The organism is Fibrobacterota bacterium, assembly GCA_019509785.1.
In the GTDB taxonomy this organism is placed as follows: Bacteria; Fibrobacterota; Fibrobacteria; order UBA11236; family UBA11236; genus Chersky-265.
In genome coordinates, this window is record JAEKLQ010000085.1 from 32,297 (window position 1) to 47,952 (window position 15,656).

General features: G+C 62.0%; 15 protein-coding genes. 11 read left to right on the forward strand and 4 right to left on the reverse strand.

Going from position 1 to position 15,656, the window contains the following annotated elements:
• Positions 1 to 25: 25 nt before the first annotated feature.
• Both JF616_22030 and JF616_22035 read right to left on the reverse strand, forming a co-directional pair.
• Complete coding sequence (locus JF616_22030; protein MBW8890440.1) at positions 26 to 1,051, reverse strand: hypothetical protein; 1,026 nt, start codon at positions 1,049 to 1,051, stop codon at positions 26 to 28.
• A gap of 78 nt (positions 1,052 to 1,129) precedes the next feature.
• Positions 1,130 to 2,125 (reverse strand): M23 family metallopeptidase, encoded by a 996-nt coding sequence (locus JF616_22035; GenBank protein ID MBW8890441.1) that lies wholly within the window; start codon positions 2,123 to 2,125, stop codon positions 1,130 to 1,132.
• A gap of 125 nt (positions 2,126 to 2,250) precedes the next feature.
• Here JF616_22035 and JF616_22040 point away from each other — a divergent pair, with 125 nt between their 5' ends.
• Positions 2,251 to 3,171, forward strand: a complete 921-nt coding sequence (locus JF616_22040) for a hypothetical protein (GenBank protein ID MBW8890442.1) — start codon at positions 2,251 to 2,253, stop codon at positions 3,169 to 3,171.
• Here JF616_22040 and JF616_22045 read toward each other — a convergent pair.
• On the reverse strand, positions 3,131 to 4,024 hold the full coding sequence (locus tag JF616_22045; GenBank protein MBW8890443.1) for a PHP domain-containing protein: 894 nt from the start codon (positions 4,022 to 4,024) through the stop codon (positions 3,131 to 3,133). The two genes, JF616_22040 and JF616_22045, sit on opposite strands and share 41 nt — an antisense overlap.
• Before the next feature lie 140 nt (positions 4,025 to 4,164).
• On the opposite strand from JF616_22045, the gene JF616_22050 reads away from it, so the two are divergent.
• Complete coding sequence (locus tag JF616_22050) at positions 4,165 to 5,244, forward strand: mannose-1-phosphate guanylyltransferase (protein ID MBW8890444.1); 1,080 nt, start codon at positions 4,165 to 4,167, stop codon at positions 5,242 to 5,244.
• Positions 5,245 to 5,291: 47 nt separating this feature from the next.
• Here JF616_22050 and JF616_22055 read toward each other — a convergent pair whose 3' ends face one another.
• Positions 5,292 to 6,401 (reverse strand): hypothetical protein, encoded by a 1,110-nt coding sequence (locus JF616_22055; protein MBW8890445.1) that lies wholly within the window; start codon positions 6,399 to 6,401, stop codon positions 5,292 to 5,294.
• A 27-nt stretch (positions 6,402 to 6,428) separates the two neighbouring features.
• On the opposite strand from JF616_22055, the gene JF616_22060 reads away from it, so the two are divergent.
• The 9 genes from JF616_22060 to JF616_22100 all read left to right on the forward strand — a co-directional run.
• The gene (locus JF616_22060) at positions 6,429 to 8,633 is read left to right on the forward strand and encodes a diguanylate cyclase (protein MBW8890446.1); all 2,205 of its coding nucleotides are present in this window, start codon (positions 6,429 to 6,431) and stop codon (positions 8,631 to 8,633) included.
• Positions 8,634 to 8,769: 136 nt separating this feature from the next.
• On the forward strand, positions 8,770 to 9,657 hold the full coding sequence (locus JF616_22065) for a hypothetical protein (GenBank protein MBW8890447.1): 888 nt from the start codon (positions 8,770 to 8,772) through the stop codon (positions 9,655 to 9,657).
• Positions 9,654 to 10,349 (forward strand): futalosine hydrolase, encoded by a 696-nt coding sequence (mqnB, locus tag JF616_22070; GenBank protein MBW8890448.1) that lies wholly within the window; start codon positions 9,654 to 9,656, stop codon positions 10,347 to 10,349. Before JF616_22065 ends, mqnB begins: the two co-directional genes overlap by 4 nt.
• Entirely contained in the window at positions 10,346 to 11,224 is an 879-nt protein-coding gene (locus JF616_22075) for a 1,4-dihydroxy-6-naphthoate synthase (GenBank protein ID MBW8890449.1), read from the forward strand. Before mqnB ends, JF616_22075 begins: the two co-directional genes overlap by 4 nt.
• A 172-nt stretch (positions 11,225 to 11,396) precedes the next feature.
• The gene (locus JF616_22080; protein MBW8890450.1) at positions 11,397 to 12,134 is read left to right on the forward strand and encodes a flagellar hook-basal body protein; all 738 of its coding nucleotides are present in this window, start codon (positions 11,397 to 11,399) and stop codon (positions 12,132 to 12,134) included.
• A 14-nt stretch (positions 12,135 to 12,148) separates the two neighbouring features.
• Positions 12,149 to 12,937, forward strand: coding sequence for a flagellar basal-body rod protein FlgG (gene flgG, locus JF616_22085; GenBank protein ID MBW8890451.1), 789 nt, complete (start codon positions 12,149 to 12,151; stop codon positions 12,935 to 12,937).
• A 2-nt stretch (positions 12,938 to 12,939) separates the two neighbouring features.
• Complete coding sequence (gene flgA / locus JF616_22090; protein MBW8890452.1) at positions 12,940 to 13,959, forward strand: flagellar basal body P-ring formation protein FlgA; 1,020 nt, start codon at positions 12,940 to 12,942, stop codon at positions 13,957 to 13,959.
• 28 nt (positions 13,960 to 13,987) lie between these two features.
• Positions 13,988 to 14,581, forward strand: a complete 594-nt coding sequence (locus tag JF616_22095; GenBank protein ID MBW8890453.1) for a flagellar basal body L-ring protein FlgH — start codon at positions 13,988 to 13,990, stop codon at positions 14,579 to 14,581.
• A 12-nt stretch (positions 14,582 to 14,593) separates the two neighbouring features.
• The coding region (locus tag JF616_22100; protein ID MBW8890454.1) for a flagellar basal body P-ring protein FlgI at positions 14,594 to 15,656 on the forward strand (1,063 nt) is incomplete at its 3' end.

The window sequence follows — 15,656 nt, forward strand, 5'->3', positions numbered from 1 at the left end:
CGAATCGTATCGCGCGCTAAGGCCTTCAGAACAAGGCCACCTGCCCCGACACCTGGTACCAGGTATTCCCCAAATCATGCCGGCGGAACGCGTAATGCACCGAGAACCAGCGCCACGCCAAGGACATTCCCGCGCTAAGGAAATCGTCATCGCGGCCGGCCCGCACGAATACGAGTTCGCGATAATCCCACTCCGCCCCGAAGGCCGGAATGGATCCCCCCTCCGATTTCTGGGTAAAGCCCGCGGTCAGGGTGCTGGCGATGGAGGGAAAGCCTTCTTCCCAATCCGCCGACATGCGCCAACGGTAAGCCATATGCTCGTAGCCGAGCTGGCCCGCGATATCGCTTTGCTGCCGCGTAGGCAAAAGCTCGAGTCCCGAGAACTGGATCTTCACGTCCCGATCCGATTGCTTGGCGACGGGGTCCCAGCCCCATAGGAATTTCACGCTGGCCCCGGCATCTAGGTTCAGGTTGGAAATGAAGAAGTCCCCATCCTGCGGCCCCGCCAACTCTTCCAGGTAATACTTGGCCGTGACGCCGATCCCGAGTTCCATGGGGATCTGCCGGCTGGCGATATCGATGCGGGGGAAGTCCGCGTGGAAGACCCGCATCAGGTTGAGCGCGCCCACGTAGAGGTTGTCCGTGAAAAGGGCGCAGCCGTCGCAGGGTAGGGGACGGAAACCCGGATCGTTGAGGCGGTCCTCGTGGGACCCTTCCAGCAACGGGCGGCTTTCGATATCGGGAGTGGTCTCCAGCTTGGCGAACAGGTTCAAGGAGGTGGTCGAATCAAGAGTATAGCTGGCGGCCCCGTTCCAGCTTTGCGCCAGGTCCCCGAAGAGAGGCAAGGTCGCCGCTTCCAGGCGGAAGGTTTTGGCGTCACCGAAGTCCGCGGGGAAATCCAGGAATTGCGTGGCCGTGTGCAGCCGCGAAGGGATGGCCCCGGAGGTGCCGTTGTCCGCTACGCTCGCGCCTTCCAGGAACGGCTCGCCGGCGAATTCTTCCGCGGCGGCCGGGATTAGGCACAGGAGGAATAAAGCGAGGAAGATCGGCAAGGCGCGGACTCTCCTGGCGGCAGGCCGGGAAAGGCGCCGCCCGCGTCCCCGCGAGGCGGGAACGCATCCGCTTCGATTTTAATCCACCAGGATGCCGGAAGGCAAAATGTATTTTTCGGGGTTCTGCGGGGCTCCATCGCGATGGACTTCGTAATGCAGATGGATGCCGGTGGCGCGCCCGCTATCCCCCATATAACCCACCAGCCCATAGCGTTTCACCAATTGGCCCTTTTCCACCATGATCTTGGTCATATGGGCGTACTTCGTGACGTACCCATTCCCGTGATCGATGACGACCAGATTGCCGAAGTTGCTGTTGCCGTTGCTGGTGGTGACGATACCGTCGGCGGTGGCGTAGATGGGCGTCCAGCGGCTATTGGCGATGTCCAAACCCTCGTGGAACTTCTCTTCGCCCAGGATGGGGTGCATGCGCAGGCCGAAGCCGCTGGTGATTTGGCCCTTGGTCGGCAGCACGAAAGGCGTATGCTCCCAGAGGTTATGCCGGTAGCGTACGAACTCCTCGATCTGGTGGAAGCTGGTGCTGGCGAAGTCGATCTTGCCTTGCAATTGGCGGTTCTTCAGGGTCGAAGTCTGGATTTCCTCGGTGACCGCGGGCTCAAAAGAACCCTCCGGTTCATAGCGCTGGCCGCCCACCCCGAAAGCCCGGATGGCGGGATCGTACCCGTTCATCCCGTACAAGGCGCGGATACGCTCCTCGACGCGGCCCACGGAATCGAGGCTGGCTTCCACATCGGATTGCTCGGCCAGCACTCCATGCAGCTCGCCCTTCAGGCTGGCGTTCTGCTTGTCCCGGAATTGCAGGGAGAGCTGATGATAGCCCCAGGTGGCGCATTCGCCCGTGAGGCAGAGGATTCCCAAAGCGAGTATACCCAGGCCTCCCAGGACCCGGTTTTTCACCTTCGAAGATAGCGCGAAGAAATGGGCGCCCCGGCGCGCGTCCCATTGCAGGGAGACCAGGTATTCCTTGTTCGCCACGATGCGGAACAAGCGGGCGAAGAGGGTTTCCCCGAATCCCGGTTTCTTATAGCGTCGAATGTCGAAGTTTGCAGTCATTTATCCTAAAGCCCCAAAAAGTGTAGTGACAGGCAGGCGAATGGTCAAGCGTAAAAGGTCGGCGTAAGTTGCCGTATGCCCGGAGTTTGCCCCCGCATCCGGATATTTGGTACCATGGGCGGGCCATGGGCAACGTCCTCAAGCTGTTATGGTGGCTACTCATGCTCTCGGCCCTGCAGGCCTCGGCTTGCGTACTGGACGGCTTTCGCTATATCGGCTGGGGTTTATTCGGATACTTGGTTTTGAAGGGCTTGTACTTGGCCTTCGCGGGGGTGCTGCTTTTCCGGTATCGGTCCTTCCAAAGGCAGAGGGCCTTCGAAGGCTTGGCCGAATCCTACCAGCGGATGGCGGGTAAGGATTTCGAAGGCACGGCCGTGAGGCGTCGCTCGCGCCTGAATCCGATCCTCACCTGGGCCCTGTTGGCCTTGGCCGTTATCGATGTGGCATTGGCCTGGGTTCCCGACCTCGCTGTTTTCAGGATTACCATTGGGCTCGATTTGGCGATTTGGTTACTGATGTCGCGCTGGGTCTCCCGCGCCTGTTGGCTTCGCTCCCGGGGCGCGCGCGAACGCCTCAAGGAGGCGGTGGACGATGCGCGCAGCCGCGCCCGTTCGGCCGGAACCGATCCCGAAACAACCCCCCGGCGCGTTTCGCCGGCGCCTTTCATCGCGCTGGCGGCGTTGTCGTTGGCCTTTACCATGGCCTTGGGAGGGATGCGTTGGGCCGACTCCGAAGCGGTTTTCCGGTTGGATGATTTGCAGCAGTGCATGGACCTCAGCATGCGCGATGCCTCGGCGCGGTTCTACCAGCAAGGCGAAACCAAGGTCTCATTGGCGGCGGAACCGTGCGTAAAGAAATCGGCGGGGCAGGTGGACTTTTCCCTGGAATGGTCCGAGGGGGAGTTGCGGTTACGGGTCGTCGAGAATCCCGATGGGGATTATTTCGGGGACGGGACGCCGGGGAATGAAGGGTTGGCCTTGGACGGGAACGGGAATTTCCGCGCCCTTAGCGACCGGAAGCGCCCGCGCCGACTTTCGCTTCCTTGATCTGGCTCAAGACACGATAAGGGATGCGAAGGCTTCCGGGGGCATTACGTCCGTCCGGACGCTTCACGTGGAAGTCGGCGCCGCCGGTGCAAATCAGATTGCGCTTCTGGGCGAAGCTCCGGTACTTCTGGGAATTGGCGTGGGAGAGGCCATGGCAGTAGGTCTCGATGCCCTTCAGGCCGCATTCCACCAGCATCTCCAGCAGGTCGTCGCGATTGGTCTTGCAGGGATGGGCCAGCACCGGCACTCCGCCGGCATCCAGGATCAGCTCGATGGCCTCGGCGGGATTGAGTTTCACCGCATCCATGTCCGACATCAGTTCCGCATCATTCCCGAGGTACAAATTGAAAGCGTCCTGGAAGGTGGCCACGTATTCCTCGTCCACCAACTGGGCCGCGATATGGGCTCGGCCGATGCTTCCGCCATGGGCCCTGGCCGCGACCTGCTCGTAGCTTAAGCTCAAGCCCCGCTTTTCGAGCCTCTCCAGGATGGCCTTGGCCCGATCCACGCGGCGGGCGCGCAATTCGACCAAGGTCCGATTGAGGCGCAAATGGGTCGGGTCGAACATGTATCCCAGGATATGGATGTCGCTTCCGCCGATGGAGGAGGAAATCTCGACGCCGGGGATGAATTCCAATCCCCGGGATTCGGCATATTCGCGGCCGTCCTCGAAGGAATCGATGTTGTCGTGGTCGGTCACCGCGATGGCGTTGAGGCCCTGCTCCAGGCAATAGTCGATGAGGTCCCGGACCGGCAGGGTCCCGTCGGAAAAGGTGGAGTGCATATGCAAATCCACGAATTCCTTGGGCTGTGGCGCTTCGCGACCCTGGCTGGCGAATTTCGTCGATTTCATGAGATGAAGGGGACCATGGTAATCCCTATTATAATACAAGCCGAGACCCAAGTGTGCGCGTCCCTTGGCTACATTTACCCTTTTTCGCGTAAATGGCCACCATTAACCGTTAGATCCATGATTCACCCTATCGGAGCCCAATGATCCACCCCATCGTCATGGCCGGGGGGCGCGGCGAGCGCTTCTGGCCTTACAGCAATGCCCAGCATCCCAAGCAACTCCTTCCCCTGGTGACCAAGAAGACCATGCTGGAGGATACCCTGGATAACATCCGGGCTTTCCAGAAGAGCGCCCGCACGCGGCTCATCATCGGGAAGAACCTGGAGAAGCCGGTCAAGAAACTGATGGGAAAGCGGCCCGGGGTCGAGATAGTCGCCGAGCCCGTGGGCCGCAATACCGCGCCGGCCGTGGCCTTGGCCTGCCGGCTTATCCAACGGGTCGATCCGGAAGGGGTGATGCTGGTCCTCACGGCCGACCACGCCATCCAGCCGCCCGCGAAGTTCGCGCAAGCCATGCGCGCCGCCGCCGCCATCGCCGCCGAGGGTAACGCCCTGGTTACCTTCGGGATCAAGCCGGATCGTCCCGAGGTGGGGTTCGGCTACATCGAGACCGATGGGGGAGATCGCCGGGTCGAGGGCCTGGCCGCCTTCGCCGTGAAACGCTTCGTGGAGAAGCCGGATCGGGCCACCGCCCAGGCCTACGTGGACTCGGGGCGATTCTTCTGGAACAGCGGGATGTTCGCCTGGCGGGTCGATTACCTCTGGGAGCAGTTCCGCCAGCATCAGCCGGAAATCGCCAAGGTCTTCGAGGCGGCGGGAGATCTGAATCCCAAATCGCCCGCCTTCGCGAAAAAACTGGCGAAGATTTACAAGACCGTGCCGGCCATCTCCATCGACAACGGCATTATGGAAAAAGCCGGGTCCATCCGCGTGGTGGTGCCGGAGTTCGGCTGGGATGATATCGGATCCTGGTCCGCCCTGGAGCGCTTGCACGCCCCCGATGAGGCCGGCAACCGCAAGGTGGGCCAATGCCTGGCGTTGGACGCGAAGGGCAATACCTTGTTCTCGGACGGCGGGCTGGTGGCCGCCTTCGGCGTCTCGGACCTGTTGATCGTGCAGACGGGCGGAGTGACCTTGGTGCTACCCAAGGATAAGGCGCCGCAGTTGAAGGAGTTGGTCAAGCTGGCGCAGATGGACGCCAAGCTGAAGAAATTCCTTTAGCGCCGATCCGCCGGACCCGCAACATCGCCCCAATGATGGCGGGGGCCCTAGATGCGGAGCGAGTGGCTCCCGGCGGCTTCCGCCTGGGGCTCCTCGTAGATGATCCGCATACGGCCGTTCAAAGCGCTCGTATCCCAGGCCCGATCCTCTCCGCCGAAATGGGCTTCCACGTCGGTATCGCCCAGGGAGGCGAGATGCAGCAGCGGCCCGTTCACGCCGATACTGGAACGCGTACTCGCGAAAAGGCCCAGCATGGTGCCGGTCGAATCGATCCGTTGGGCCGGGAAACCGGCCGTGAGATCGGGGGGCGGGGGAGGGGTTTGGAACAGGGAACCCGCGATACTGACGATCAACAAGGAACGCCCTTCGCTCCGCTCCGCGGGATCCGCGGCGATCTTGCGGAAGAGGGCATGTTCCCGGAGCGAATTCCCGTATTGCCACAGGAAAAGACGGGTGGCCTCCGGCCGGAGGCCTTCGGATTCCAATCGGCTTCTGGCGTCCTTGATGTTCCCGGGGGCCGGGGTCAGGCGCGCCCATTTCACCGCGATGGGTGATTCGGCGGCGTCCCACAGGGCTGCCGCTTGCGAGAAGCGACGGAGAAGATTGGACGGCTCCGAGGGCCTTAGGACCACGTTCGCGAAACCTTCGGGGGCGTCGCCATTGGCTTGCACCCGGATCGGGGCCCGCGCGGCGCGAAGGATGAAGTGGAGCAGGGGAGGCGTACTCTCGCGCAAGTTGATGGACACGTCGGGCCGGAATTCCTCGGCGACGCGGCGCAATTCCAGGAAATGGGGCTCGCCCCAGTACAGTTCGTCCTGTCGGATCCCGATTGTTTGATCATGGCCGTAAAGGGCGGCCAGGAATGCGGTTAACTGCTGGTTGGCCAGGAAGAGAAAGACCGTATCCGGGCGCTCGCGAACCAGGCTGCGCACGACCGGGAAAGCCACCAGGTTTTCCTGCAAGCCGTCCGGCAAGGCGAGCAGGATCCGCTTACATCCGGTCAGGGCTTCGCCCAGGCGGAAAGGTTTTTCGCCGGGTCCGGCTCCGGATTTCCCGCGGAGATATTCCCACATCCTGCGTTCGGACAGGAAATTGAGCGCTTTATAGGGCCATCGCTTGCCAATGCCCGGAGCGCCGCCTGGATTTTTCGAAGCCATAAGGGTTATACTGGCTAAAGATAATCCATGATAGCTGCGCTCACGGCTTTGCAGATAGTCCCCGCCATCCTCCTGGCGCTTTTAGGGGCTCCCTTGCTGCCCGTATTTGGCCATACCCATTACGAGGCCAGTCTCTTGGCTGGTCTTCTGGGCCTGGCCGTGGTCTTCCTGCTGGTCACCCGATCGGGAAAGGGCCCCTACGGCATTTCGGGTTTCGCGGGCGCGGCGTGGATTTTCGCGTTGGCTTGGTGCGGCGTGCACCTGCTGGGAGGCGTCAGTTTCCGCCTGAATATGGTTTTGGCCTTGGCCGCCGCCGCATTCATCGGAACCCAATCCCATCCCCTGCATTCGGTTTATGTCATCCTCCTCACCATCGGAGTGGCGGTGGTCGAGGTTTCCAACCGGCTCTATGGCTGGCTCCCCCATGCCACGCCTACCGAAATCCAGAACATCCCCGAATACGTTTTCTCGATTTTCTTCCCGATCCTCACCGTGGTTTTGTTCCAGGCGGTCCTGCTCGGATTCAAACGCGGATTCGCGACCGCGGGCGCTCCCGCCCGTCCGGCGCCGCCGCCTGCCGTAGCCGCCGCGGCCTTGGCGGTGGACAAACCGGTTCCCAAGGGTTCGGTTATCATGGGCGCAGATCATACCCACGACGACCCGGCGGCGGCCACCCAGTTCTTCAACCGCGTCTACCTGGAAAACCAGGGGGACCAGGCCCTGAAGGACATGAAGGACATCCTGCAGACCGTGGTCCTCTTCATGAGCCGGAATTTCCGGGCCTATACTTCCATCGGATTCCTGGCCTCGGAACACGCGGACAAGCTGACCATCAACGCGGTGGTGACCAAGAGCCACAACCTGAACTACGAATGCGAAATCGAATTCGGCAAAGGCCTGATCGGCTCGGCGGTCAATAAGCCCGGCGGCTTCATTACGGGGAACCTCCGCTCCTACGACGGCGATCTGCAGTACTACAAGGAGACGGAGAACATCAATTCCGTGATGATCATGCGCGTCATGGACAACCAGAGCAAGCGCATCCAGGGCCTGCTCCTGGTGGACTCCGAGAACATGCGCGCCTTCACCGATGAACACAAAGAGCTGATGAACCGGTTCACGCAGATTGCCTCGGCCATGATCACCAGCGTCAAGCTTACCTATCAGATGAACAAGGTGGCCATCCAGGCCGATCTGCAATACGAAATCGCCAAGAAGCTTTCCGAAGCCCTGAAGGTGGAGGAAGTCATCGAGGTGCTCACCCAGTCCCTGATGCGCACCTTCGAGCATGACCGCTTGATCATCGCGGCCTACAATCCGGCCAGCTCGAAAGGGGCCATCTGGCGGGTGATCGGGGATCCGGGCGGCGTCGCCGAGGGTATGGAGTTCGACATCCAGGACACGCGTAGCTTGTACGGGAGCGTGTTCCGGAACCGCCGGTCCATCGTTTCCCAGGGCTTCCGCCACGAGACCAAGTTCCTCCGCTTCGATCGGGACGAGCCGATGGACGCCAAGCCGCAGGACATCCTCATCGCGCCCATCCACGATGATCGCCAGGCGGTATGGGCGGTGGTGGGCCTGGAATCCAACCGGTCCGGGACCTACTCCCAATCCGAATTGCAGTTGCTCAAGACCATTATGGCCAACGTTTCCACGGCCCTCACCAAGGCCCGCATGTATACGGAGATGGAGAAGTTGGCCACCATCGACGGCCTGACCCAGATCGCCAACCATCGCAAGTTCCAGGACATCATGACCATGGAGATGGAGCGGTCCCAGCGCTACAATACCCCGCTTACCTTGCTCTTGATGGACATCGATCATTTCAAGAAGTTCAACGATACCTACGGCCACCCGGTAGGCGATCTGGTGCTGCAGATGGTGGCCAAGGCATTGCAAGGATCGATCCGCAATACGGATTATTGCGCCCGCTACGGTGGCGAGGAGTTCGTGGTAGTATTGATCCAGGCAGACGAGGAGCAGTCGCGCGTCCTGGCCGAGCGCGTGCGCAAGGCGGTGGAATCCATGCAGGTCCGCAACGAGGACAAGATCCTGAGGGTAACCGTTTCCGTCGGGAGCGCGACTTTCCCGTTCGACGGCGCCGACAAGCAGGAGCTGATCGACAACGCCGATAAGGCCATGTACGCCTCCAAGCAGGGGGGCCGTAACCGGGTATCCTTCTTCTCCGAAGTGAAGAATACCCCGGCGGGGATTGCTCCGCAGCCGCATTGAAGAGGGTAAAGGGTAAAGGGTAAAGGGTAAAGGGTAAAGTCGGCGCTGCGCGCCGGTGGGTCGATACGAAGGTATCCAAACCCTTTACCCTTTACCCTTTACCCCTCTCCTAAACTCGAATTCCTACTATTTCCCCATGGCGAAAATTCTCGTCGCCGGCCCCAATCCGGCCTGGCAGAAGGTCATGGTCTTCGGCGAGTTCCGTCCCGGCCAGGTTAACCGCGCCTCGCAATCCCTCTCCATGGCCTCGGGCAAAGGCATCAATGCCGCCAAAGTTCTGAAGCGCCTGGGCCATGAGGTTACCGTGCTGCAAATCGTGGGCGGGATCAACGGTCGGAGGATCCTGGAGGCGTGCGCCAAATTAGGGTTGGCGAGCCTGCACGTGGAAGTTCCCGAAGAGTCCCGTTTGTGCGTGACCCTGGCGGACGGGCGGGGGGAAACTTCCGAGATCATCGAACCTTTCCGCCTGTCGGCGCCGGCCGTCGATCGCTTGCTGGACCTGCTGCCGCGCGACCGGGAAGCCTTCGACGGAATCGCCCTCCTGGGCACCGTCCCGCCGGGCGCCGGCGCGGGCCTGTATGACGCGATACTCGAGCGTCTGCACCCGCGCGTTTCCGTGATCGACGCCTGGCAGGATGTCGGGATCGCAGTTTTCGCCAAGGCCACCGCCGTCAAGATGAACCGCTCCGAGTACGCGAATCTGGAAAAGCGCGTGGGCGCGCCCGCCCTCGCGGGGATCCCGTTCCTATTGACCGCCGGAGGCGGGGAAGCCTGCGTGTTACGGTCGGGCCGGGTCGAGGCCCGCATCAGCCCGCCCGGCCTGGGGCAGATGGCCAATGCCATCGGGGCGGGGGACACCGTGACCGCGGGCCTGACCCATTTCCTCCTCGCGGGGGAGCCTCCCGTGGAAGCCTTCCGGCGGGCCCTGGCGATGGGCTCGGCCAGTTGCCTCAAGTACCCTCCCGCCGAATACGCCGAGGGCGATTACCAACGCTTGCTGGCCGAGACCGTGATCCTCCCATGATCCTGCTTTGCGCCGCCACACGCATGGAGATGGACGCCTGCCTGGGTCCCTTGGGAGAAGCATTCGCTTCCCTCCCCTCGGGACCTCGCCCGTGGACCCGCCGCCGCGGCCGCGTGCTGCTGGCCGTCACCGGGCCCGGGATCCCGCTCACCCTGGCGCGCTTGATGCCGTTGGTATTATCCGAACGTCCTTCCGCCCTCGTGGATATCGGGATCGCCGGCGCCTATGCCGGATCGGGGCTGTCCATCGGCGACCTGGTGATGGGGGAGAACGAGCGGTTCGGGGATCTAGGCATGGAGACGCCGGAACCGCAGGCGTTCCTGCCCATGTCCGGATTCGATTGGAGCGATCCTATCTATGCGAGTCCCCTGGCCTTGAGCCTGGATCCTCTGGGGCCGTTGGATCCATCGGGGAAGGCTGCGGCGCCTAAGCGCGCGCGGGGTTGCACGGTGAACGCCTGTACCGGGACCGCCGCGACCGGCGCGCGCCGACGCGCCACGACCGGGGCCGATTTCGAATCCATGGAGGGGGCCGCCGCGGCCCTGGCCGGCCTCGAGGCCGGGATACCGGTGGCGGAACTACGCGCCATTTCCAATGCCGCCGCGGATCGGGACATGCGTCCGGAGAACATCGGCTTGGCTTTGCGGGCCTTGGGAAGCTTCGTCTCCGCTTGGTTGGAGCGATCGGCATGAATCTCTCCATCGCCATTTCGCCTTGCCCGAACGACGTCTTCATCTTCGCCGGGCTTATAACGGGGGCGGTGCGCCGCCCTGGATACGAGTTCGCTTTCGAATTCCTGGAACTGGAATCCCTCAACGCCGGCGCGCGTGAAGGACGCTGGGAGATCGCCAAGATCAGTTATGCCAATGCCGCGGGCCTGCCCGGGTACCGCTTGCTGCGTTGCGGCGGAGCCTTGGGCCGGGGCTGCGGCCCACTCTTGCTCGCCAACCGCGCCGGGGCGGAGGGCAAGGCCGTTTTCGATCCGTCGGCCCCGGTTCTGGTCCCCGGGCAACGCACCACCGCCCATCTCCTGCTCGAGTTCTTCCACCGTAACGGGCAAGTTACGGGGGGCGGATCCTCGCGGCCCGATGCGCCACTGAGGAAAGCGTTCGTCCCGTTCGACGCGCTCTATCGGCGCCTGTTGGGATCGGAGCCCTGCCAGGGCGTCGTCATCCATGAGATGCGCTTCACCTACGCCCGGGATGGGCTATTTCTGGTACGCGACCTGGGCGAGTTCTGGGAGAGCGCCACCGGGCATCCCATCCCCCTGGGGGCCGTAGCGCTCGCTTTGGCCGCCGAAGCCCGCGCGCCCGGACTGGGGATAGCCGTGGAGGACGCCATCCGGGCGAGCCTGGACTGGTCCTACGCCCACGAAGCCGAGGCCCTGGCCTTGTGCCGCCACCACTCGCAATCGATGGACGAGTCGGTACTCCGATCGCATATCGCCCTGTACGTGAACGCGTTCAGCCGCGATCTGGGGCCGGAGGGCGATCGGGCGGTGGCGCATTTCCTGGAACTGCAAGCCCGCTTCTCCCTTCCTGACCCCCATTCTTTCCGCGGATCCTGAAGCGGAACTTCCAGGGAAGAATTTTCCCTAGCTTCCCAAACCCGGGAAAGCTTTGCCCCCGGCCCTTACGGACTCCCGGATGACGGCCTTTTCCTGGCCCGTTTAGCCCTTTTTTCCGTCTCCGCGGGGATGGTCCGGTTCTTGCTTTTTCCGGCCCTCGGAGGCTCATTCCATGGTCAACGGTTTATATACGGCGTCCCGCGCGATGACCAATATCCTCGCCAAGCAGGACATCCATGCGCAGAACATCGCCAACGCCAGCACCAACGGGTTCAAGATGGCGCGCCTGGTGAATACGGCCGAGGTGACCGTGAGCCGCAACGATGAAGGCGAGTTGCGGGAGAAAGAGAGCCAGCAGATAAGCGAAGTCTCCACCAGTTTCGCGCAAGGCCCTATGGTCAATACCGGGAACGAATACGATCTGGCCCTCACCACTCCCGGCTTTTTCATGGTGGAAGCCGAAGATGGCGTGCGCTATACCCGCAACGGAAGCTTCAGCCTCAATTCCTACGGCGAATTGGTGACCTTGTCGGGCAAACGCGTGCTCGACGAAAGCGGGCAACCCCTGGTCATGAAGGACGGGGGCACCGTGCATTTCATGGACGACGGATCGGTGAACGTCGATGGTCAAAAGGTCGGCAAGCTCGGCATCGTGGATTTCGCGGACACCAAGAAATTGCGCTACGGCCAGGACGGTTGCTTCGGGAATCCTGATCCCAAAGGCAATCCCGCTTCCGTTCCCGCCAATCCGGGCATCAAAAGCGGTTTCCTGGAAGGATCCAACGCGGATCCCATCAACATCATGGTGAACATGATCGCCGATTACCGGAACTATGAAGCCGCCCAGCATACCATGCATGCAGTCGACGAAACCCTGGGCAAGGCCGTGAACGAAGTCGGCAAGGTCTAACGCGAGGATAAGCCATGATACGCAGCCTATATACATCGGCCACGGGGATGAAGGCGAACCAGCTTTACATCGACAACATTTCCAACAATCTGGCCAACGTGAATACGACCGGTTACAAGAAATCGAAGCTCGAATTCCAGGAGCTGCTCTACCAGACCATCATCGATCCGGGTTCGGCCACTTCGGATGGATCGAAATCCCCGGCCGGGCTGCAATTGGGATTGGGCGTGCGCAGCGTGGCCAACCAGAAGATGTTTTCCCAGGGTAACCTGCAAGAGACCAAGAACCCGTTCGATTTGGCCATCACCGGCTCGGGATTCCTGCAAGTGCAGTTGCCCAGCGGCGAAATCGCCTACACGCGCGACGGTTCGTTCAAGGTTTCCTCGGACGGAACCCTCTGCACTTCCCAAGGCTATCCGCTGGAGCCGCAAATCACCGTTCCCGACGGCGGGCACGATATCCAGGTGGATGCGACCGGCAAGGTCTCGGTGCAAGTCGCCGACTCGGGCACGACCGAGGATATCGGGCAGATCGAAATGGCGAAATTCCTGAACGAAGGGGGCCTTAAATCCCTCGGCAATAACCTGTACCAGACCTCCTCCGCCAGCGGCGATGCCGAAACGGGCACGCCCGGGACCAACGGCATGGGCACGTTGCAACAGGGCTTCCTGGAAGCCTCCAACGTGGAACTCGTAGAGGAAATGGTCAACATGATCGTGGCCCAACGCGCCTACGAGATTTCGGCCAAGGCCATCCAAACGTCCGATAGCATGCTCCAATTGGCCAATCAGCTGAGGTCTTGATCATGAAGCGGATCACCCTCCCGGCCCTGGCCGTCCTTTGCCTGCAAGCGTTGCCCGCCCTGGCGATCCCCGCCGGGGAAGCATCCGGCGACGGCCTGGCGGCCATGCCCGAGAAGGCCCACGAGCAGGTCGCCATCCGTTTCCAGGACGAATCCACCGTCACCGGCGAGCGCATCCGCCTGGGCGACGTGGCCCGCGTCCTGGCCGGGAGCCAACGTGCCGTCGCGGAATTGGAGACCCTGGAGGTGGCCAAGAGCGCCGGATTCGGCCTCACTCGGCTGATCGATACGGATGTGCTTTGCGCGCGCGCCCTGAAACCCTACGCCGATCGTTTCGCTTTCGACATCGACCATAAAATGATCCGGGTTTCCACCCGGGCCGAGAAGCTGCCCACCGATACCCTGGCCCGCCTGATCGACGCTTTCGTGGCCGCCATGCCGCGTACGAAAGGCCTGGTACGGCATTGGGAAATCTCCCGGGCGCCGGCCGAAATACTGGTCCCCGCCATTCCCCACAGCCTGGAGCTTGCCTTCGCCGGGGCCAAGCGCAAGGGCAAGGTGGACCTCACCCTAGACATCCGCGACGAACGCCGCGCCTTGCGCCATCTTCCCATTACCATCAATTTGCGGGTGGAAGAACCCGTGCTGGTGGCCACCCAGCGCATCGATCACGGCGAGGCCCTCACGCCCGCCAATACCAAGGTGGAAATGCGCGAGACCACGCAATTCAACGAGGCCGTCATGGGCGACCCCGCCCGCATGCTGGGCCGTCTGTCCAAGGTCACCTTGAATCCGGGCCGCATCGTCACCCCCATGGTGGTGGCCATACCGCCGGTGGTGAAGCGGGGACAGGAAGCCAAAATCGTGTATCGCAACGGTTCGGTGAGCGTTACTTCCGGGGCCGTATGCCGGCAGGACGGCTTGGCCGGCCAGATCATCCTGGCTAAAAGCCTCGCGAGCCAGCGCCTGGTGCGGGTTCGCGTGGACGAGGATGGGACGCTCGAACCGGTCCCCGGAGGCTGAGCGCCGGCGCGGCGCTTAAGGAGAAATCATGCGTAAATCCAATCTCATCCCGATGGCGCTCCTTTCCGCCTTCGCTATAGCGGGGGCCCAGGCCTTGCCGCATAATTATTCGCTCTACACGGACAAGAAGGCCAAGCGCGCCGAGGACGTGATCACCGTGCTGATCGTGGAAAACGCCAAGGCCAGCAACGATACCAAGAGCGCCACGGATAAGTCCCAGGATGCGGGAGTGGATATCAAAGGCGCCACGGTTACCTGGCCCGGTGCGGTTGCCAATGGGATTACGCCCGCGGTCGGCTTTTCGGGGGGCGTGCACCAGAAATACAACGGACAGGGGACGACGGCGCGCGAAGGCGAGGTCAAGGCCACCTTGTCGGCCCGCATCGTGGCGGTCTACGACAACGGCAACCTCCTGATCGAAGGCAACAAGGAAGTCGAAGTGAATAACGAAAAGGAAATCCTACGCGTGTCCGGCATCGTACGGCCGGAGGATATCTCCCCGGACAATACCGTGATGTCCGAGAAGATCGCGGACGCGCGTATCCAATATACCGGCTCGGGCGATAACCATCAGGCCGCCCGCCCCGGCCTCCTGGCTCGCTTTTTCAACTGGGTTTTTTGAACGGGGATGATCATGCGGAACGCCATCGCAAGTACCTGCATCGCTTTCGGGCTCGTCGCCTTCCCGGCCTCCGCCTCGCGCATCAAGGACGTGGCCAGGCTCGACGGCCTGGCTGAGACCCAGCTCATCGGCTACGGCCTGGTGGTGGGCCTCAAGGGCACGGGCGACGGCCCCCGTACCCAGTTTACGACCCAGAGCGTGGTCAACATGCTCCGTAACACCGGCATCGAGGTCCCCCGCGAACGCATCCAGGTACGCAACGTGGCCGCGGTCATGGTCACCGCCAAGCTGTTCCCGTTCCTGAAACGCGGATCGAACATCGACGTAACGGTTTCCAGCATCGGCGACGCCAAGAGCCTGGAAGGAGGCACCCTTTTGATGTCGCCGCTGCAGGCTACCGATGGGGAGATCTACGCCTTGGCCCAAGGCGCCTTGAGCATTGGCGGAATCAACAAGGACGGGCCGCAGGGAAAATCCTCCTACACCAAGAACCATCCCATGGTGGGGGAGATCCCCAATGGCGCCATCGTCCAGAAGGAAGCGCCCGGCGGAGCCATGACAACGGAAGATTTGCGTATCTCCTTGGCCAATCCTGACTACAGTTCGGCGGTGGCCATGGCCAAGAGCATCAATGCCAACTACAAGAAGCCCATCGCCGAAGCCAAGGATCCCGTCACGGTGAACGTGTCGGTCCCCGAGGAGTTCAAAGGCAAGCGCATGGAGTTCATCGCCGAAGTGGAAAACCTGGATTTCATGGTCTCGACCGTGGCCCGGGTGGTCCTGAACGAGAAGACCGGGACCGTTATCGCCGGGGGCAACGTGAGCATTTCCGAAGTGGCGGTGTCCCAAGGGAGCATCGTCGTCCAAGTGAAGGACAACCAACAGGCGCAAATATCCAACACCAACGCGGCCAACTCGGGGACGACCCAAATCCAGAACTCGACCTCGAATGAGGACGTCTCCGTCAATGAACCCAAAGCGGAAATGAAGGTCCTACCGACCAGTTCCAACGTGGCCGATTTGGCAAAGTCCCTGAACGCCTTGGGCGTGACCCCGCGCGATATCATCGCCATCT